Raw genomic sequence first — 19341 nt, 5'->3', positions numbered from 1 at the left:
AGGTGAGTACATGAAAAGTGGACAATTGAGCAAAATGACATGGATTCTTGCGGCATTATTATTCATTACGATCACGGCTTGCAGTAATAACAAATTCAATCCAAATGAGTTTTCTGTACAGGATATGGCTGTGACGAAAACCGATGGTGAGGACAAGATTACGTACGGAATGAGTCAGGAAGAGGCGGAGAAAATCCTCGGTGAGGGGACATCAATCGGTTTGAATCAAATGTATAAATACACCAACGGCATCATCATTGGTTATAGGGATCATAAAGTCGTGGGCATCATTCTGGATAAAGAATCGAAAGGGCACTTCAAGACAGCTCGCGGGGCAGAGGCGGGCATGACGCACGAAGAGATTCTAAATCTGTATGGCAAGGAGCATGTTCTGGGCGAATCCGACGAGACTATCGATTATGCTTATAATAGTCAAAAGGAAACATTCTTGGATGCAAAGTCGTTGCAAGCAGAAAAAGACGATTTGGCCACATATCGTGCATCGTTCATGCTGATAGAAGAGGGACAGGTCAATCAGATTATGCTGTTGGATCATCGATTTGCAACGACGTTTAAGTGAAACCCGGCTGCGAGCATGGTATTAAATATTTGAGATAGTACTCGTGTCTATTGTATGAAGTAACCCTCGGTATTTGGGGTCAAGCTGCTACTTTTTAGAAACTGAAAATTAGGCTGTAAGCTGCTTTTGGTACTTAACCGGAGGCAGCTTATTTAGTCTTCTTCTGGTAGTTCTTTTACACTTCGCATATAAGGGTATCTGGGTTATTATAGATGTAGTTCAGATATTTACCTAGAAATGTGGAGATTACGGAGTATATAAATTAGATGTTATCGGAAATTCCAGAAAATAAACAAGAGGTGCATTATCATGAAGTCCAAATTTTACGGTTATCAAAAGAAGTCGGAAGATAAAATCAATCAGGTTTGGGAAAATTGTATTTTTGTTTATGACACCAATGTATTATTGAATCTCTATAGATATAGCCAAGCTACTCAAATGGTTTTTTTGGGATTGTTAAATCAATTGAAGGAAAGAAGTTGGATTCCCTATTATGTTGGACATGAGTTTTTCAAAAACAGACTCGAGGTAATAAAAGATCAAGAAAACTTGTATGAAAAAATTGAGCGTATGTTTAACTTCGAAAAAATTAAGAATGAAATATCTCATTATAACGACAGACATTTTTCTATTAATGTTGATGAAATCATTACAATACTTGAAGAAACTAAAGAGAAATTAACAGACAAATTGAGTGCGTCAAAAGCTAGAGACGTGAACTACCTAAATAAGGATAGTGTATTAGCCCAAATATATGAAATTTTCGATAATAGAGTTAGTGAGCCGTTGTCAGATAAGGATTTAGAAGAAATATATAAGGAAGGAAAAATAAGATATGAGAAAAAAATACCTCCAGGTTATATGGATGAAAAAGAAAAACCTGGTAACGAGAAGTACAATGATTATATTATTTGGTCAATGATTTTAAATTACTCTAAATTAAATAATAAACCAATTATATTTGTAACTGATGACAGAAAAGAGGACTGGTGGCAAGAATATAAGGGAAGAACTATCGGCCCTAGATTTGAATTGATAAATGAATTCTATATTAATTCAGGATTAGATTGCTTAATTTACAAGCCACAGTTTTTTTTGAAGTTTGCATCTCAAAAATATAATATTCCAAATGACAATAACAATGTAACTAATGCGGTTGAAGAGATAATAAAGGTTCAAGAAGCGAAACAAGAAGATAAAGTAAACTTACTATTGAGAGCGGCACTAGATACACTTGAAGAAGGATATTCAATAAGTGTAGACGACATACTTAATAGTATCGATGAAGTCGACGATGAATTTACTACTGTTGATGTAGTAAGGGTACTTGATAACGGAGACTATATCGTTGGTTTACCAATAAATAAGGCAGTAGGTAGAATATTAAGTGAGATAAAAAATGAATTAAATTTAGAGTCACTTGGGAGAACTAATATTGTTGATGATCATGGAAATGCAACAACAACACAGATTTGGAGAAAGAAATTCGCTTAGTATTTCAGGGTTGTCTGGAACATCCGATAACACAATATTCGCGCTGCGGACCATGCGGTCCTTGATCTGCCAGGAGCGTTTTCGATGAAGTTGGATCAGGCAGATACATCGATTCCCTTAAGATAGGAGTTATCTAAGGGGAATGGACGTCGCGAATACGACAACGTTATGTCCCTAAGAGCTTTAAAACAAAATAACACTTTTTGGAGGTTAATTGATGGGAGCATGGGGAACTGGAATTTTTGAGAACGATGATGTATTAGATTGGAAGGCAGATTTACTTGATTCTGATGACATCGAATTAATTGAAGAGACGATTGAAGAAGTATTAGAAGAAGAATATATTGAGTCAGATTTAGCTTCAAATGCTCTAGGCGCAATTGAGATCCTTGCAGCATTACAAGGTAGTCCTGGGAAAGAGATATTGAATAATCAAAGAAATACAGAAGATCTATATGACTGGATCGATACACATAAAGGTAAAGGAAAAAAACTCATTTCAAAAGCTAAACGAGCAGTTAAAAAAATTAAGAAAGATTCAGAACTAAAAGAGCTATGGGAAGAATCAGAAGAATATCCGATCTGGTTAAATACAATAAATGACTTAGAAAATCGATTGTAAAGAAAGTGATAGCTTTTCGAGAAGAGGGAACTTCACATAACAAAATATTCAAGCAGCGGCTCCGTTGGAACCTTAGTCTGCGGGGTGGATTTCGAAGAGGTATTTCAGCGGACAACCCCTTCGGGGTGCATGAATACAGGAACGTTAGACGAAAGTTCTGTAATACATTATTTACAAGACCTAAATTCAAATTAATTGGGAGGGCTTGATTTGTCTAAGAATTTTTCAAAAGAAGAACTTATCAACATGGATGTAAATACAATCAAGTCACAATTAGGTGAGCATCTTTACACAGATTACATTCAATACCTTATTAGAAAACACAAGAAACCACAAATTGGAGAACTTTCTTCTTACTATTTGGGCCTATTCTCAGATGATCATGCGAAATGTAGACAATCAATAGGACATGAAACTGAATCAATCGGGACAGAATTCTGGAGATTAAAAGCAAAGGATGTTTTTGATTTAGTAGCTTCAAGATTTAATACTTGGGATGAGGCTGTTACTGATTCGCAAATAATAGATATGTTTCAGAATATATCTTTTTTATATGCAGCGAGTTGTTATATAAATAAGAATTTTAGAAAGTCTATTGGTGTAAAGATTGGATTATTTTCATAGCGAATTTAAATTTATTTATGTATCTCGATGAGGTCAGAAACTTTGTTTAACACTATATTCGCGTTGCGGGCCATGCGGCCTTTGATCTGCCAGAAGTATTTTCAATGTAGAAGATTCAGGCAGACACATCCATTCCCCTAAGACATGAGCTATCTAAGGGGAATGGACGTCGCGAATACCTGAACGTTAAGTGAAATCTTCGAAAAGCATTTCTGAAATTGATCAAGAAGTCGAGAGTAAGAATAAATGGTGAAGGTGTTAGAGAGAGAGTCTGTTGTAATAAGAACCTTATATTTATAAAAAGGAGGATTGCGTAATGACTAGTTTTTACGGATCAGACTTGCCTATTATAGGCGTCGATACATATGAACTGCGATGGGTTCTTCACTGGGAGTCTGACTTGTTTGAGAATGATCATCGACGACTAACTCGGCTGCTTGCCGATATTTATCCTGCTTATACTGCCCGTTTTAAAGAGGCCTGTTCTTGGTCAGGCGCACAGCCGGAAGGACGTATTGTTGGGTATCAAGGGGAGAATGCAGTTGCGCATTTAGGCTTTGTGCGACGGACTTTACGAACCGATTCCAATGAAATCGGTATACTTACAGCTGACGTTGGGCTGGTCGGAATTAGACCCGAGTTACAGGGAAAGGGAGTCGGTCGAGAGTTATTGCAACAGGTTGCGATTGTCTTCAGAAGTTTAAACCTACCTTATGCCTTTTTGACGTGTCGTGAAGCAGTCGTTCCTTTTTATGAAAGTGGTGGCTGGTTGCGACTACTTGATTCGAAGGTCAGAATGATCGACAATCATTATCTACCTGAGCTATATACTGGACCTGCAATGATCCTACCTGTCGTCCTTCCTTTTGAACAATGGCCTCATGGAGAACCCATTATCCGGGACGGACTCGAAGTTTAGGTACTTCAGCATCTAGCTCTGGAGAGAAAATGGTCCGGCGGAAGCCCGGTCACCTCGGCATTTGCTGGGGCATGAATACAGAAATGTTAACTGAAATCATCGCATAATCAAAGCAGGCAATTAAAGAGGTGAATGAATTGATACTATGGATTAATGGGGCTTTCGGATCTGGAAAAACAACAATTGCATATGAATTAAATAGGAGAATTCCTAATTCGTTTATTTATGATCCCGAGAATATTGGATACTTTATAAGAAAAAATTCCCCTAAACAAATTCTGAAAGATGATTTTCAAGATCATCGTATTTGGAGAGAGTTTAATTTCTCAATGCTTCAAATGATATACAGAGAATTTTCGGGAACAATTATTGTGCCCATGACTATTGTGAACCCTCAATATTTTGATGAGATCGTTAATAAGTTAAGGGCGGATGGAGTAGAATTGAATCATTTTACATTACTGGCCGCTCGAGAAACATTATTAAAGAGATTAAAAAGCCGTGGAGACTATAGTAATTCCTGGCCAGCAAAACAGATAGATCAGTGTATAACAAGCTTGTCTCAAAACATGTTTAGAAATCATATTGACACAGATCATCTAACTCCTGAAGAGATACTTGATCAAATAGCAATAAAAGCAAGTATTCAACTTCAACCTGATCATAGAGGGTTATTAAAGAAGAAAATGGATCGATTAATCATAAAAATAAAGCATATAAGAAGCTAGCAATCTGTAAGTGGATTAGAGAAAAGTAATGACATCAGCCAACATAACACCCGCTGTCGGTTATATAGCACTTGATCTGCCCAAGAGATTCAAACAATAAATAATAAAGGAGGACTATAGTGTGTTAGTCAGTCCACATGAGAGAATTCTAAGTGAAATAATTGCAGATATCAAAGGGAATCTGGGACTTATTACAGATAATGCAGAACAAAACCATTTTGGATTTGCTAATCTGAAATGGAAGCTTAATACGAATTCCGGAACCTACTTTGTTAAGCAATATAATGCTTCAAGATATTCAGATAACCTACTAGTTTCGGTTGAAAGGGCATTAGGTTTTCAAGATCGTTTACAGAAGGCAGGCATTCCTTGTCCTAAAGTTCTGCCTCATGGGAGAAGGTATATTCAAAGAACACCCTCTGGTGAACGGTATATGATATCAAGCTTTTGTAAAGGTACCATGGTTAATCCAGGAGAAGTTAATACAAACCAGATGTATCATTTGGGTTATGTAACCGGTAAGCTGCATAAATGGTTAAATTACAATGCGCCTAAATCAGTACCTTTACACTGGGCACCAATTTCAAAGGAATTGATGATATCTCGATGGAAACAAAATTGGGATGAAGCGCAAAGAGGTGAGTCAAGTAAGTACATATCTGCACTGGAACTTCAGAAGAAGATCATTGAAGAAATAGATTTAGCACAATTTGAATTATGCGAAGAAGGTTGGGTTCATTGGGATTTATTTGTAGACAACATATTGTTTTATCCTAATCAAGTTTCGGGAATTTTAGACTTCGATAGAATGCATTATATTTACCCTGAATTTGATATCTCAAGAGCCATTTTGTCAGGATGTATATTGAACAATAACATCAATATTGAATCCACTAGAGCATTTATTAAGGGGTATCGCGAGAGTATTCCTTTATCGGTATCCAAGATTGTGAGATCAATTAAATTAACGTGGTGGAAAGAAGCCTCTTGGATTAAGGTTAAATCTGAAGAATATAGAACTTTAAGAAGGTTTGTTGAAGAATTAATTTGGGTAAGTGAAAACTGGTCTAATTTAGATGAGATTTTTAATGATATGTGAGTGGAAACATAAGAGGCACTGACCACAGTATTTACGCATCGGGTATTCGCCTTTGATCCGGTATAGAAGGACTTCAGGAGACATATGCAGAATGATATGACCTTGAAGTAAATACTGAAGAGTTGAATCCAATAGAATGTGCCGAAAAGAGATTAATTTTTATTAAGTCCGATCAGGATTACTCGGCATCTAAGAAATTAAGTAAAAGAGAGATTAGTGTTTCATAGAAATCGTATCTATCAGATAACAATATATTCAGCATCGGACATTCGTCCTCGGCTCGGCAGTCGCCGGACACCCAGCATGTGCTGGGTTGTGAGTATAGGAGCGTTATACGACAGAATCAAAAACAATAGAAAAAGAGGGTCAGATGGCCCTTTAAATACTAGAATTTCGCAATTCACTAAATAGTTGTAGAGCATCTTTGAAACCTTGTATGTAGATACTTCTTTCTAGGATGGATTGGAGAGAATTTTGGGCGTCTTCGTAAAGAAAAACCGTATGTTGAAGTTGATCTGGCAAAGCACCACGAAGCGTTTTGAAATATTGATCTGTCTCCGAAGAAAGCTGAGTGTACTCCGTATGGTACTCCAAAAGCTCAGCAATGAGTAATTCTAAACGTATTCTTACAGGTGGCTCTGCCAAAGATTCTAATGCATTAATGGTTACTGATATGGGAGATAAGATAGAATTATGGAGGGGAAAAGATGACCGTAATCAAGTGCAATATAAGAGAACTCATGGCAGAACATCGAATAGATGATATAACAGAATTGATGGCGAAATCGGGATTGAGTCGGAATTCAATTAATAAGCTATATAGGGAACCGAATATAGAAACAACAAAGCTGGAAACCTTATTCAAGCTATGCGATACATTTAATTGCAAATTATCAGATTTAATTGAGTATGTACCCAAAGAAAGCTAAGTGGGGACGATCTTTATACCTATATTAAAGATTGACGGGTGAGTGTTTTGTAATTCACTGAATGAAAACGCAATCATCTTCTACCATGTTATACGAAACTCTTGAAGAAGGCGAGGCAAACCATGAAGCTATTTCATTTCAGTGAAGAACCAGATATCAGAATCTTTGAACCTCGTACCATTTATAACCAACTAGATGCGAAGGTCTGGACCATTGATGAGTATCATGCGCCACATTACTATTTCCCAAGGGAATGTCCAAGAGTTTGCGTTTGGCCCAAAGAAGATACCAATGAACTGGATTTTGCGCGTTTTTTTGGAATGTCGGCAGCTAGTCGGATGATTGCGATTGAGAATAGTTGGTACGAGCGAGTGAAGAATGGCTGTATATATCGATATATTTTTAATTCTGATGAATTCGAGTTAGAGGATGCCAATGCAGGCTACTATGTGTCGAGAAGAACAGTTAAACCAGTTGGTATTGAAAGAGTTAATCATTTGATTGAAGTGATATTAAATGAGGAAATAGAACTTCGGATAACCCCATCCTTAACGCTTTTAAAAGAGCGGATTCTTAACTCTACAGTCAACTTTTCTATGATCCGAATGAGAAATGCAATTAAACATACCCATACAAAGGAAGATGAGAAATATGGATAAAGGAAGAATTTATTTTTGAATGGCGTAACCAGTTCAGGTAAAACTTCAATCTTTGAAGCGATGCAAAATTACTCTGAACCCTTTTTTTATGTTGTGACCAATGATCTTTTTGAAAATACGATTGGTGATAAACATTTGCAAACAGACTATTGGAAGTATTTAAGTGAAGTAGTAGTTATGATGTATCATACAGCAAAATTATTTTCCGATCATGGAAAGAATGTTTTAATCGATGGGGTACTTGTTGAAAGACCGGAGTTAAAGCCGCATTATGATAAAGTCCAAGATATATTTGATGGTTATCCTTTGGATATCGTTGAGGTGTATTGTCCTTTAGATCTTTGTCGTAAGCGAAATGTAGAACGTGGTGACAGAAGAGAAGACCAATCCGATGAGCAAAATGAAATAATGTCACAAAACATTCGCTATAGATACTCAGTCGATACGAGTTTGATTACGCCAGAAGAATGTGCAGAAATGATTATCGCATCATTATTCAAAAATGTTCCAGTTCTCGATTGACGTATTTGAAGAGAAAAATACATTATCGAATTTATATCAATTTTATGAATATGATTTTAGTCCATTTACCAATCAAGAGATCAATAAGGACGGTCGATATGAAGTGAATATCGATTATTTTTGGGAAGGAGACAACAGGTGGAATCCTTACTTTATTGATTTGTCAGGAACGATCGTAGGATTCGTGGTTGTATTATTTGAAAATATGGATATTGATCCAGATCCCACACATGTTATATATGATTTTATGATTTTGCAAAAGCACAGGAGAAAAGGTTTAGGGTATTGTGCAGCGAAGAATGTATTTGAGTTATTTAATGCAAATTGGGCAGTTGCACAAATGGGAAATAATGATCCCGCGTTACATTTCTGGAGAAAAGTAATACGTGACTTTACAGACCATAATTACATCGAGTCGAGACATATAGAGAAGATTCTAAAAAATATATACAACAGTTCAGTACAAAGGAATAGGATTTTCAGCGCAAAAAAACTCTTTTTCAGGAGGAGCCGTTCAAATGAACACCATTTTTGAACAAGCTCAAACCAATGATTAACGTGCGCATCAATCAATTACGTCCTGATTCACAACCGCAATGGGGCAAAATGAAGGTTGCACAAATGTTAGCCCATTGCTCATCTTTTCAGGAAATAGCGACGGGGAACTCTACATCCTCCAGAAGTTGGCTGGGGTTAATAATAGGAAAGTTCGTGAGACCTATGTTTTATAACGATAAGCCACTTCCAAAGAATATGTCCACGATTCAAAATATCATGATTGTAGAAGAAAGAGAATTTGAGTTAGAAAAGAAATCTTGATCCAAAAAATAATGACGTTTCAAAATAATGGACCCGAGAAATGTACAACACAACCTCATCCTTTTTTTGGCAAGCTCTCTCCTGAAGAATGGGGCAAGGGTATATATAAACATCTGGACCATCATTTAAAGCAGTTTGGCGTATAGCTAATGAAAAATAATCATGTCGGTTATTTAAGTAAGCGCTAACATGTAATGAGGGGTGAATTCTTCAATGGAGCAACAAATCAAAGAGCTTATGAATGAGCAAATACTTGCAAATGCTGCGAAATCTTTCGGAATGGGATTGTCAGATTTGAAGTATATCGGTGGTTTTCAAAACTTTGTTTATGAGTATGTTAAGAATGGCAAGGCCTATATTCTAAGAATCACTCATAGCTCGCACAGATGTTCAAATGGTGTAAGTGGGGAACTTGAGTGGGTCGATTATCTTTATAACAATGGAGTGTCTGTCAGTAAACCAATAGCATCCGAAAAGGACAGACTTGTTGAGAGGATAGAACTTGAAAACTCTTATTTTATTGTTACTTCATTTGAGAAGGCATTAGGAAAGAAGATCTTCTACCCGGAGTGTATGAATAATGATTCACTCTCTGAGATGTGTGGAGAAATAACAGGACAAATTCACGAATTATCAAGAAGGTATGTACCAAGTAGAAAGGAGTTCGTCCGTCATGATTGGACTGAGAACTCTTATTTGAAGGATATGAAGAAGTTCATTCCTTTAAACCAGAATCGTGTGTATGAGAATTTTGAGCAACTCACTGCTCAGATCAGTAATTTGAAAAAAGAAAATAAATATGGGCTTATTCATGGCGATATTAATGTGGGGAACTTCTTTATCGAGCACCATAAAATGACGCTTTTTGATTTTGATGAATGTCAATATAGCTGGTATGAAGAGGATATCGCCATTCAAATTTTTTACATGGTTTATGTGGTGCTTAATGATTCGATGTTGGAGAGACATAAACAGGCTAGAAGATTTTTGAAGTGTTTTCTTAGAGGGTATGAACGATACACAGCAATGGATAATGAGTCACTAAATAACTTGAGTTTATTTCTTAGACTAAGGGAGCTTATCGTTTACATCGGGATGTACAGGAGTTTTGATCTTTCTAATTTGAACGACTGGACGAGTACATACATGAAAGAGAGCCAAGAAAGACTGGAACGAGGAGTACCGATCATTGAAGATATCTTGTGAACAATAATATTCAAAACATACTAAGGAGGCACTTCTTTGTCAGCGTCTAAATTACTCGTTCGTGAAGTCGTTCAAAAGGATATACCGTTTTTGGTAGAGTTGAATTACCTATTCAATGGAGTTCGACGAAATATAGAAGAGGTAGAGCGAGATCTGTTAAATACAAGAGAAACGATTGTAGTAGCTGTAATGGAAGAACAAGTCGTCGGATTTGCATGCGGGCAAATGTATAAGTCGTTTTGTTACGCGGAATATCAGGCTGAAATAACAGAGATGTACATTCAGGAATCTGCGCGAAGAAACGGCCTAGCTGTAAGGATGATCGAGCTACTGGAAGAAATATTTAAGAATGCTGGAGTAAAGAGTGTGAAAATTTTAACCGGATTAAAGAATACAAAAGCAATAAAGACATACGAAAAAGCAGGGTATATCCAAGAAGAAGAAATGGTACTGGATAAGAGGCTAGAGTAGACATATCCGACTACGCCAGGCGCCATGAATACGGGGCATTATGAGTCATCATCGTGATATAATCAAAGTAAAACGGATGAGAACAGGAGACACATTGCATATGGATGACTTTACGAAGAAGCGGATTACGAAGATTATGGACAAGTACACTAAAAATGCAGTACCCGAACATGCGAAGAGTCAGATTCGAATCGATTACAAAATCAGAGGAAATCATGTGACATTGCTGGAAGAAAGACAAGGATTTAGGAGTGATCAATGGGTGCAGATGCCTGTAGCACAGTTCAGGTTAGATGAAAAGAACGAATGGAACATCTATTGGCAAGACAGTAAAGAAAAATGGCATTTCATAGATGATATAGAACCAAATGAAGATTTTGAGACACAATTAAAGATTGTGGACGAAGGACATAACGGAATGTTTTGGGGTTAACAATCAGAACCCCTGTCAATTTCAATCCGGATAACAAGTTCCGCGCCCATGTGCATATACATTACTGGAGACGGGTCAAGACTCCGGCTGTCCTAGGTTTGATGAACGGAGGGGAGAGACATGGGCATTGAATCATCCTGGATGTTTGATTTTTTTGGAACCGTCTTTCCGGTAGTATTTGTCCTGATTATAGGTATTGTTCTCTTGTCGGTCGGAAAAGAAGTATGGAGATGGGGACGTAATAATTCAGAACCTCTGCTTACTGTCCCTTCACGTATTACCAGCAGGAGAATGAAGGTGAGTCAGTCGCAATCTGAACCAGGGAGTGCAGCCTGTACGCTGTATTACATCACATTTGAAGTGGAGAGCGGGGATCGGCTCGAATTCAAGGTGAATGGGGATGAGTACGGCTTGTGCGCCGAGGGAGATGAAGGTCGACTCTCTTTCAAGGGAACGCGTTATGTAGGCTTCGAACGCTATAATCGTTTGTATTCGGAGCGTGTACGCGGATAAACCGACTGGCTTGCGCCATAGTGGCGTAAGCTTTTTTTTATATTCTTTTCGGGGACAAGGGTTTCGTAATAAGCCAATCGTGTTTCTATATATAGAAGAGAGGGATTTCAAATTATGGTTACTGGGATCGCTTTATCCGTCTTGCGATCCCAGAATCATCTCAATAGAGGAGGAACTGAACATGTCATATACAGATCAAGTCGTGGTTGTGACGGGAGCAGCCCAAGGGATTGGGAAAAGTGTCGCTGAGGCCTATGCGGTTGCAGGGGCTAAAGTCGTACTTGCCGACTATCAGGAGGCCGAGGGAGCGGCAGCAGCAGCTTCGATTCGGAATGAAGGTGGGGAAGCCATCTTTGTCCAGTGTGACGTTCGGAAGGAAAAGGATATTACGAATCTCATCCAAACGGCCATCGAGGAATTCAAACAGATTGATGTATTGGTCAACAATGCGGGGGTTGCCCGTTGGAAGTCTCCCTATGAGCTAACACTGGAAGAGTGGGACGATGTGCTCAATACGAATGTGCGGAGTTGCTTTCTTGCAAGTCGAGAAGCCGCCAAACATATGAAGCACAATGAACATGGCGGTGCGATCGTGAATATGGCCTCTACACGGGCGTTTATGTCTGAACCTGAGACAGAGGCCTATGCAGCCTCCAAGGGTGCGATCGTCGCACTGACACATGCCATGGCGGTCTCCCTGGGCAAGGATCAGATTCGGGTCAATTGTATCAGTCCGGGATGGATTGAGAACGGTAATGTCGAGGAATTGAAGCCAAAGGACCATGAACAGCACCCTGCAGGACGTGTGGGCATTCCTTCGGATATCTCCCGCGCTTGTTTGTATTTGTCCGATCCAAGCAATACCTTTGTCACAGGGACCAACCTGATTATTGACGGAGGCATGACCCGAAAAATGATATATGAGGACTAGAACCGGGATTTATCTGGTTTTTGTAAATTTATGTAAAAGTAGTACAAATAAGCCCAAGTTAAGCACTTGGGCTTATTTGTTTTTGATAACTCGGTTGCTATAATAAATGTGATTTTACCACAGTACAGGAATGGAGGGAGAATATGTTCGGGAAACCAACCCGGAAAGTGTTTTGGCTACTACTGCTGATTGGAGGGATGATAATGACAGGTTTTGAGTCACCTGCTGAAGCTAGCGCAGATATACGTGCAGCCTGGGTATGGCAGGCCAAGTCTGTTAGTGACGGAGGGGATGAGCTGCTGGCCAATGCAGCTAAACATAAGATTAATCGCTTGTATGTGAATGTAGATATGAATCTATCCGATGAAGTCTATCATGCGTTTATAGCCAAAGCCAGCAAGGCCGGAATTGCGGTTGAAGCTCTCGGAGGAGATCCGTCTTGGGCGGTGACCGGTCGTGAAGGTCCAATGCTTAGGCTTGCCTCATGGGTAAGCAATTATAATGGTGCTGCTGCGCCAGAGGAGCAATTCGACGCTCTTCATCTGGATATCAAACCCTATGTGCTGCCACAGTGGAAAGAGGATGCAAAGCCGCTGGTCCAATCCTGGGTTGCCAATATGAAGCTGTTGCTTGCACAGATGGAACAGACTGGAGCGGTCGAGGTCAATGTCGACTTGCCATTTTGGCTGGATTCTTACACCGTAGCAGGCAACAGAATGGCTGAAGATGCAGATAACGAATCGTTGTCACGCTGGTTTATAGACCAATTTGATCACATCACTTTATTGGCTTATCGTGATAACGCACAAGGGAATAATGGGATTATACGTTTGATCGAACAGGAAATGACATGGGCTGATGCAAGAAATGGATCTGTGACCATTGGGGTAAACACCAAACCTATGCCTGGAGAAGAATTCACCTCTTTTGCAGGCAAAGGTGCAACCCAACTGGAAAGTGTCTTAGGAGAGGTCGCATCTGCATTCAGTGACCATTCTTCCTATGCGGGTTCCGCTGTACACGACATCGTATATTGGGGTCAGCTGGAGCCCGAGGAACAACCTATGCCGGAGAACCCATCCAATCAACCGGACACCCGGGGAACGTATATCTGGCAGGCCTCTCAGGTTACGGATGACGGGGGAGATCACATTCTGGCGTTTGCCAAAGAGCGTAAACTTAACTGGTTATATGTCCGACTTGATCTGGATCAACCGCACTCCAGCTATCGCAGCTTTGTGAAACGTGCACAGGCTCAAGGTATTGAAGTTCATGCCATGGGAGGCCATCCGATCTGGGGAAAAAAAGAGAATCGGCCACGTATTCAGCGATTGATTGATTATGTGAAAAACTATAATGCCGAATCCGAGCCGGATGAACAGTTTCAGGGAATTCATCTGGATATCGAACCCTACACATTGCCTGATTGGGAAAATAATCGCGATACGCTGTTGACCGAATGGGCTGCGAATATAGCATATTTCCAGGAAGAAACGAAGAAGGACAGCACCCTTGAAACGAGTGCAGATCTGGCTGTTTGGCTCGATACCTTTGCATTACCGGGAAAAGACATGTCTGTCAGTGAATACATGATTACCACACTGGATCACGTATCATTGATGGCATTCCGTAACATTGCCGAGGGCTCCAATGGTATTGCTAACGTGGTCAGTCAGGAGATGGAAATTGCCGATCGTCTGGGTAAATCCTTGTTAATTTCGGTGGAGATGAAAGAAAACTTTGAAGGCAATCATATTTCATTTCACGGTAAGGGAACCACGGAAATGGAGCGTCAGCTTGCCTTGCTTCCAGATCTCTTGAGGGACTATAAAGCCTACAAAGGGAACATTGTTCACTCTTATGATTACTGGATAGAAGCCAAGCCCTGAATAGGCGGGTTTTATAGGAAATGTTATGTCTCGGGACTTCACTTGTGGTGAGGTTCTGGGCTTTTTTTGTGGAAAAAAGATGGAATCGTGTCACCGAATAGGCTCCTGCACAATAGGATATACGGTGATGAAGAGGTTCAACAAGGGAGGAAACAGACTATGGCTGTTATTAAAGCCAACTCGGAAGACGTCAAGCTGCTGGCTAGGCTGATGAGGGCGGAGGCTGAAGGTGACGGCGAACAGGGCATGTTGCTTGTTGGCAATGTAGGTGTGAACCGCGTACTGGTGGATTGTTTGGACTTCCGTGATATTCGGGACATTAATCGAATGGTTTTTCAGAATCCAGGCGGCTTCGAGGCTACACAGAAAGGTTACTTTTATCAACGGGCGAGACAATCCGAGATTCGTCTGGCACAGCGTGTGGTGAATGGTGAGCGTATATGGCCAGCCAGCAATTCTCTTTGGTTCTTCCGTCCTGTGGGTGACTGTCCAGCAACGTGGTATGACCAGCAAAATACAGGCCGTTTCAAGGCTCATTGCTTCTTCAGTCCGACAGGCGATGACTGTCCGAGTGTATATTAAATTTTGGGAGGAATCATAATGATTAATCAACCGTATCAACCAACAACGCAATCCATGGGTATGCAGGCTAACTCGCAAGTACAAGGGACTTCTTACAAAGTTGGAAACGGCATGCCTATGATGTCGCCAACGCCAGGCATGGTTTCACCTAGCTCTACAAGCGTACCTCCACTGGTATCCAGCGGTAGTCCCATGACGCCAGCAGGTGGTGTTGTAACAACAACTGCACCGCAGTTTGAACAGTCCTACATCGAAAACATTTTGCGTCTTAACCTGGGGAAATATGGAACATTCTATATGACTTATGAAGGCAACAAAGAGTGGAATGCTCGTATTTTCCAAGGCATATTGGAAGCAGCAGGGCGCGACCATATCATAATCAGTGACCCGAATACCGGCAAACGGATCATGATGCTGATGGTGAATTTCGACTACGCTACATTCGATGAGCCATTGCTGTATCAATATCCAGGTGTCATCGGAAACTATCCGCAAGCACCGAGCAGACGTTAATCCGTAGTGGAAAACAGAACATAATATAACTTGGTCCTACACAGGCTGTCTCGAATGTGGAATTTATTCCGCAAACGGGACGGCTTTTCCTATTTATTATAAAATAGAAGTAACCTTTTCATGAAATCAGGGCACTTAAAGATAAATACAGCAAGAGCATCATGCACATAGGGAGGAGTTAGCGATATTGAAGTTTTGGGTTGAGGGCGCAATTAGAGGAGAAGCGGAGGCTTATGAACAGCTGGTACTGCAGTTTCGAGGGATGGCATTGGCTGTCGCCTACCAAAAGTTAGAGGACATGTTCCTGGCCGAAGATGTGGTACAAGAAGCGTTTACAGAGGCCTTTGCAAATCTGTCCAAATTGGAGAAGCCGGATGCTTTCCCCGGGTGGTTCAAAGTCATTGTGGAGAGGCAGTGTTACCGTCAGTTAAGGCGCAAACAGCATGCCACCATTCCGGTTCTGGACATTCAGCATGTAATGGAGGAAGAGGATCATGCGCATAATCCGGAAGAACAGGTTTTGAAAGGAGAGGTGCATCGCATTCTGCGAGATTCAATTGCGACATTGCCGACGTCCATGCGGCTTGCTGTTGACTTGTTTTATTTTCAGGGATACTCACTCAAGGAAATATCGGAATCTCTCGGCGTCCATGTTCCGGCTCTGAAAAAACGGTTATACGATGCCCGGTCCAAGCTCAAGCGTTCTTTGCCTGTGGCAGACGTAGTCTCTGTATTTAGTGATCTATATGAAGGAGGACAAGGTATGCTACACATTATGAATGGGGACCATGCGGCTGATCGGTTAAGGAAAAGTGGGATTCAGGGTGAAATTCTGGTCTGGCGAGAGCTGTACACATTTGGGCCGGTATTCAGGCATATGGGCAATGAGCGGGAGAGAAACACACGGGCACAGTATTTAGAGCAGCATTTGGGCATTCCCCAGACTGAATATTTGAAAATCAAAGCGCTTGAGCAAAGGCTACATGCCTTTCATCAATACAAAGAAATCGTCCTGTGGTTTGAGTATGATCTTTATGATCAGACGATGTTATCTTACCTTTTGCACTATTTCAAAGAGCAGGACCTAAAGGAAACCAAGCTGAATCTGTTATGTATAGATACTTACCCGGAAATCGAACAATTTCGGGGACTTGGACAGCTTACACCGGGGCAAATAGGACGTTTATCTGGGACCTGGCATGTCATGGGATCAGAGGAGATCCGAGCGGGCAGTCGGTTCTGGAAAGCTTATACTTCAACGGATATACAGAACCATAAGAATTATTTGTTGGAAGACACTTCAGTTTATCCATTTGCGAATGCTGCATTCAAAGCTCACCTATCCCGTCTGCCTTCCATATCGAACGGATTGGGAATTATTGAGCAGACGACACTGGAGGCCGTAAAAGAGGGCGTGGATCAGCCTTATCCCTTATTCAGGCATGTAGGAGAGCATCTTCATATCCTGGGACTGGGTGATCTGGAATACTGGGCTTATCTGAAGAGAATGACAGAGGGACCGCATGCTTTGCTTCAAGTGAGCGGTGTAGAAGCCTTTCCTGATTTTCAACAGCAGCCTGATGACTTTCGTGATGGAATCTTGTCTATGACCGCTCTGGGTACTCAGGTGTTAAATGGAGAAGCAGATTGGGCCTTGTTGAGCAAAGAGGAACCATGGATTGGCGGGCTTCAGAATGGAAAAGGGGAAGAATTACCTTGGCGCTGGGACACGGTTAATGAAACTGTAGTGACATTACAGAGGGGATAAAGAAGTTGTAGTAAAGAAACCAAAGAGTATTCCCGCCATGTCTAGCATGAGCGGGGATACTCTTTGGTTGTCCAACGTTATTCTACTTGGATGCATTCAATTGCAACGCGGTTACCATCTTGCGGAATACGTCCGTATTGTCCAGATAACCTGAGAACAGGTGAGACCCGGGTCCAGAGGCATTGATAGGCACATCGTCAAAGGTGTGAACCTCCTGGCCTTCGTCATGTGGAAGGTTACCGGTATAATGTACGCCGTGCGGGTCTTTGTCTGGATTGGCAATATACCAGGTCTTATCCTTCACGCTTGGGTCCTGAATGGTAGGGCTGATCGGTACAGGATTAGCGAGGTAATCCTCATTGTTATCTGGCATATTGCCCCAGCCTACAGCAATTTTCCATTTGGAATCCGGGTTGTCCGGGAAACCGTCACCGTCTTCGTCCACGTACGTAGGGAACTTGGAATCAGCATAAGTGCCGATTAATTCTCGGAGCTCGTCGCCAGATTTTCCTTGAGCAGCTTCGGTGTTGTAGGTTCCGTTCAGGGTCAGGGAATGACCGTGGTCGGATGTCACAATGACGAGGGTATCCGGGTGTTCCTTGGCATAAGCCTTGACTCGTCCAACCGTTTGATCGAATTCAATCGCATCCCATACGGAACGTTCAAAATCCATGCTGTGGGCTTGTTTATCAATAGATGCGCCTTCGACCATCAGGAAAAATCCACTTTTGTTCTGCTCCAGCACCTGCAGAGCCGTATCCGTCATTTCCATCAGTGTAGGCTGATCTGTATCCTTGCCAACGATATCCGCATTATTTGGCTGTGTATATTCTCTATCGTAATAGACGCTCATATTGCCTTTGCGGAATAATCCAAGCAGTGATTTGGTAGAGGTGGACTTGTCCAGATTTGTTGCATCCGTAACGTAGGTGTATCCTTCTTTTTTAAACTCTTCCACAATGTTGCGCCCATCCTTGCGTTTGCCGCCGTCAGTTGCAGGAAGGAACCACTCCAGACCACCGCCAAGGATTACATCCGGTCGGTTGGCTTCATTCAGATACATCCCTGCAATCGCCTCTTGCTCGCCCCGTTTACGTGTGTGTACGGCCATCGCCGCAGGTGTCGCGTCGGTTACATCGGCAGTAGTCACAAGCCCAGTGGCCATGCCACGGCTCCGTTTGACCAATTCAACGATATTCTCAACCTTGGGATCGTCAAAAGGGTCCGGCGTATTATCCGGGTAGACACCCTCGGCATTAACGGCAGTCTTGTGACCTGTTGCATAAGCGGAAGCGCTATTTGCTGAGTCGGTGACGATGGAATCCATACCGGATGTGGTGACCATGCCCATGGCTTCCATTTGCTCCATCTCCAGCCAGCCATTGAATTTGCCTTCGTTAATACCCTTGGAAACTACACGAGCGGCAGTGCGAATATTTGCACTCATACCATCGCCAATCATCAGCACCACATTCTTGGCCTGTTTACCGTTTGCGAGAGTCGCTGTATCTTTGGAAGGATCGAATACGTTATATACGACCCGCGAATATGTACGCTTGCCAGTAGCAGTCGTTTCGGCAGTTACCACGATAGAATTGCTCTCTTTGAAGATAACATCCCGAATAGTGTACTCTGTGCTCAGATCGCTACTGCTTGTCCACGTTCCGGATTTACCGAAGTATTGGTCTGGTGACAAGCCGTTGACCCGAATTTTAATATCTCCAGATTTCAGCTTGGCACCGTTCAGCTCGACTCTGAAATCCAGCTTTTGGCCTGCGAGAATCTGAGCGCGGTCAATAGGCAAAATGGTAAATGCAGCGGGTGCAGTCTGTTGCTGTGTGGAAACGGGTTCCGCATGTACCTGCCAAGGTACAGCTGTAATAGCAACAGCTGCGCTCAAGAGAAGAGCATTCCATTTCATTGCATGTTGGCTTTTCATGAACCTACCTCCGAAATCAAATTGTTGTTCTATTTCGAAGTATATAGCTGAATGATTATCGAAGTGTAAGACAAAGGTTAAACCATCAGGAAGAAGATCCA

Annotated in this window: 21 protein-coding genes and 3 pseudogenes; 22 read left to right on the top strand and 2 right to left on the bottom strand. The window is 41.4% G+C overall.

The window, feature by feature from the left end; translation table 11 throughout:
* Nucleotides 1-10 precede the first annotated feature (10 nt).
* From ACR32F_RS17695 to ACR32F_RS17660, 8 genes and pseudogenes are all read left to right on the top strand, one after another.
* Nucleotides 11-580 carry a hypothetical protein gene (locus ACR32F_RS17695; protein ID WP_440109205.1) on the top strand — a complete coding sequence of 190 codons (570 nt, stop codon included), beginning with the start codon at nt 11-13 and terminating at the stop codon, nt 578-580.
* A gap of 309 nt (nt 581-889) precedes the next feature.
* Complete coding sequence (locus ACR32F_RS17690; protein ID WP_440109203.1) at nt 890-2074, top strand: PIN domain-containing protein; 1185 nt, start codon at nt 890-892, stop codon at nt 2072-2074.
* 217 nt (nt 2075-2291) lie between these two features.
* Nucleotides 2292-2696 carry a DUF4259 domain-containing protein gene (locus ACR32F_RS17685; protein ID WP_440109201.1) on the top strand — a complete coding sequence of 135 codons (405 nt, stop codon included), beginning with the start codon at nt 2292-2294 and terminating at the stop codon, nt 2694-2696.
* A gap of 210 nt (nt 2697-2906) precedes the next feature.
* On the top strand, nt 2907-3320 hold the full coding sequence (locus ACR32F_RS17680) for a hypothetical protein (RefSeq protein WP_440109199.1): 414 nt from the start codon (nt 2907-2909) through the stop codon (nt 3318-3320).
* Between the two features lie 316 nt (nt 3321-3636).
* A complete protein-coding gene (locus ACR32F_RS17675; RefSeq protein ID WP_440109197.1) occupies nt 3637-4239 on the top strand; it encodes a GNAT family N-acetyltransferase in 603 nt (200 codons plus the stop codon).
* A 137-nt stretch (nt 4240-4376) separates the two neighbouring features.
* On the top strand, nt 4377-4967 hold the full coding sequence (locus ACR32F_RS17670; RefSeq protein WP_440109195.1) for an AAA family ATPase: 591 nt from the start codon (nt 4377-4379) through the stop codon (nt 4965-4967).
* Nucleotides 4968-5088: 121 nt separating this feature from the next.
* Nucleotides 5089-6066, top strand: coding sequence for a phosphotransferase (locus ACR32F_RS17665; RefSeq protein ID WP_440109193.1), 978 nt, complete (start codon nt 5089-5091; stop codon nt 6064-6066).
* Nucleotides 6067-6161: 95 nt separating this feature from the next.
* Nucleotides 6162-6293 (top strand): annotated as a pseudogene (locus ACR32F_RS17660) (chloramphenicol phosphotransferase CPT family protein); the annotation flags it as partial.
* A 151-nt stretch (nt 6294-6444) separates the two neighbouring features.
* Here the strand turns inward: ACR32F_RS17660 and ACR32F_RS17655 are convergent.
* Nucleotides 6445-6729 carry a DUF6809 family protein gene (locus ACR32F_RS17655; RefSeq protein WP_440119930.1) on the bottom strand — a complete coding sequence of 95 codons (285 nt, stop codon included), beginning with the start codon at nt 6727-6729 and terminating at the stop codon, nt 6445-6447.
* 44 nt (nt 6730-6773) lie between these two features.
* Here ACR32F_RS17655 and ACR32F_RS17650 point away from each other — a divergent pair, with 44 nt between their 5' ends.
* The 14 genes and pseudogenes from ACR32F_RS17650 (at nt 6774) to ACR32F_RS17585 (ending at nt 17301) form a co-directional block, all read left to right on the top strand.
* Nucleotides 6774-6995 carry a helix-turn-helix domain-containing protein gene (locus ACR32F_RS17650; protein WP_440109191.1) on the top strand — a complete coding sequence of 74 codons (222 nt, stop codon included), beginning with the start codon at nt 6774-6776 and terminating at the stop codon, nt 6993-6995.
* A 122-nt stretch (nt 6996-7117) separates the two neighbouring features.
* On the top strand, nt 7118-7654 hold the full coding sequence (locus ACR32F_RS17645; RefSeq protein WP_440109189.1) for a DUF6886 family protein: 537 nt from the start codon (nt 7118-7120) through the stop codon (nt 7652-7654).
* Nucleotides 7647-8176: pseudogene (locus tag ACR32F_RS17640) on the top strand (phosphotransferase-like protein). The gene ACR32F_RS17645 and the pseudogene ACR32F_RS17640 overlap by 8 nt, the downstream one beginning before the upstream one ends.
* A 103-nt stretch (nt 8177-8279) precedes the next feature.
* Nucleotides 8280-8711, top strand: coding sequence for a GNAT family N-acetyltransferase (locus tag ACR32F_RS17635; protein WP_440109187.1), 432 nt, complete (start codon nt 8280-8282; stop codon nt 8709-8711).
* Between the two features lie 14 nt (nt 8712-8725).
* A pseudogene (locus ACR32F_RS17630) lies at nt 8726-9141 on the top strand (DUF1569 domain-containing protein).
* 67 nt (nt 9142-9208) lie between these two features.
* Nucleotides 9209-10201: a phosphotransferase enzyme family protein gene (locus ACR32F_RS17625; RefSeq protein ID WP_440109185.1), complete on the top strand. Its 993-nt coding sequence runs from the start codon at nt 9209-9211 to the stop codon at nt 10199-10201.
* 36 nt (nt 10202-10237) lie between these two features.
* Entirely contained in the window at nt 10238-10672 is a 435-nt protein-coding gene (locus tag ACR32F_RS17620; protein WP_440109183.1) for an N-acetyltransferase family protein, read from the top strand.
* A 100-nt stretch (nt 10673-10772) separates the two neighbouring features.
* On the top strand, nt 10773-11105 hold the full coding sequence (locus tag ACR32F_RS17615; protein WP_440109181.1) for a DUF3024 domain-containing protein: 333 nt from the start codon (nt 10773-10775) through the stop codon (nt 11103-11105).
* Between the two features lie 120 nt (nt 11106-11225).
* A complete protein-coding gene (locus ACR32F_RS17610) occupies nt 11226-11618 on the top strand; it encodes a DUF2500 domain-containing protein (protein WP_440109179.1) in 393 nt (130 codons plus the stop codon).
* Between the two features lie 181 nt (nt 11619-11799).
* A complete protein-coding gene (locus tag ACR32F_RS17605; protein ID WP_440109177.1) occupies nt 11800-12549 on the top strand; it encodes an SDR family NAD(P)-dependent oxidoreductase in 750 nt (249 codons plus the stop codon).
* A gap of 203 nt (nt 12550-12752) precedes the next feature.
* Nucleotides 12753-14438, top strand: a complete 1686-nt coding sequence (locus tag ACR32F_RS17600) for a hypothetical protein (protein WP_440109175.1) — start codon at nt 12753-12755, stop codon at nt 14436-14438.
* Between the two features lie 159 nt (nt 14439-14597).
* A complete protein-coding gene (locus ACR32F_RS17595) occupies nt 14598-15020 on the top strand; it encodes a cell wall hydrolase (RefSeq protein ID WP_440109173.1) in 423 nt (140 codons plus the stop codon).
* A 60-nt stretch (nt 15021-15080) separates the two neighbouring features.
* Nucleotides 15081-15533, top strand: a complete 453-nt coding sequence (gene gerQ / locus ACR32F_RS17590) for a spore coat protein GerQ (protein WP_440119928.1) — start codon at nt 15081-15083, stop codon at nt 15531-15533.
* A gap of 187 nt (nt 15534-15720) precedes the next feature.
* The gene (locus ACR32F_RS17585) at nt 15721-17301 is read left to right on the top strand and encodes a sigma-70 family RNA polymerase sigma factor (RefSeq protein WP_440109171.1); all 1581 of its coding nucleotides are present in this window, start codon (nt 15721-15723) and stop codon (nt 17299-17301) included.
* Nucleotides 17302-17383: 82 nt separating this feature from the next.
* Here the strand turns inward: ACR32F_RS17585 and ACR32F_RS17580 are convergent, their stop codons facing one another.
* A complete protein-coding gene (locus ACR32F_RS17580; protein WP_440109169.1) occupies nt 17384-19240 on the bottom strand; it encodes an alkaline phosphatase in 1857 nt (618 codons plus the stop codon).
* Nucleotides 19241-19341: the final 101 nt, after the last annotated feature.

Origin of the sequence: Paenibacillus hebaui (assembly GCF_051934385.1) — a bacterium.
In the GTDB taxonomy this organism is placed as follows: domain Bacteria; phylum Bacillota; class Bacilli; order Paenibacillales; family Paenibacillaceae; genus Paenibacillus.
Note: the sequence above shows the minus strand (reverse complement) of the source record. Positions and strands in the feature narration are given on the sequence as shown.

Excerpts from the sequence above, each read along its gene's own strand:
- ACR32F_RS17625 (WP_440109185.1), top strand. The coding sequence starts at position 9,209 with ATGGAGCAACAAATCAAAGAGCTTATGAATGAGCAAATACTTGCAAAT.
- ACR32F_RS17675 (WP_440109197.1), top strand. The coding sequence starts at position 3,637 with ATGACTAGTTTTTACGGATCAGACTTGCCTATTATAGGCGTCGATACA.
- ACR32F_RS17615 (WP_440109181.1), top strand. The coding sequence starts at position 10,773 with ATGGATGACTTTACGAAGAAGCGGATTACGAAGATTATGGACAAGTAC.
- ACR32F_RS17650 (WP_440109191.1), top strand. The coding sequence starts at position 6,774 with ATGACCGTAATCAAGTGCAATATAAGAGAACTCATGGCAGAACATCGA.
- ACR32F_RS17580 (WP_440109169.1), bottom strand. The coding sequence starts at position 19,240 with ATGAAAAGCCAACATGCAATGAAATGGAATGCTCTTCTCTTGAGCGCA.
- gerQ (WP_440119928.1), top strand. The coding sequence starts at position 15,081 with ATGCAGGCTAACTCGCAAGTACAAGGGACTTCTTACAAAGTTGGAAAC.
- ACR32F_RS17605 (WP_440109177.1), top strand. The coding sequence starts at position 11,800 with ATGTCATATACAGATCAAGTCGTGGTTGTGACGGGAGCAGCCCAAGGG.
- ACR32F_RS17645 (WP_440109189.1), top strand. The coding sequence starts at position 7,118 with ATGAAGCTATTTCATTTCAGTGAAGAACCAGATATCAGAATCTTTGAA.
- ACR32F_RS17600 (WP_440109175.1), top strand. The coding sequence starts at position 12,753 with ATGACAGGTTTTGAGTCACCTGCTGAAGCTAGCGCAGATATACGTGCA.
- ACR32F_RS17695 (WP_440109205.1), top strand. The coding sequence starts at position 11 with ATGAAAAGTGGACAATTGAGCAAAATGACATGGATTCTTGCGGCATTA.
- ACR32F_RS17690 (WP_440109203.1), top strand. The coding sequence starts at position 890 with ATGAAGTCCAAATTTTACGGTTATCAAAAGAAGTCGGAAGATAAAATC.
- ACR32F_RS17610 (WP_440109179.1), top strand. The coding sequence starts at position 11,226 with ATGGGCATTGAATCATCCTGGATGTTTGATTTTTTTGGAACCGTCTTT.
- ACR32F_RS17685 (WP_440109201.1), top strand. The coding sequence starts at position 2,292 with ATGGGAGCATGGGGAACTGGAATTTTTGAGAACGATGATGTATTAGAT.
- ACR32F_RS17595 (WP_440109173.1), top strand. The coding sequence starts at position 14,598 with ATGGCTGTTATTAAAGCCAACTCGGAAGACGTCAAGCTGCTGGCTAGG.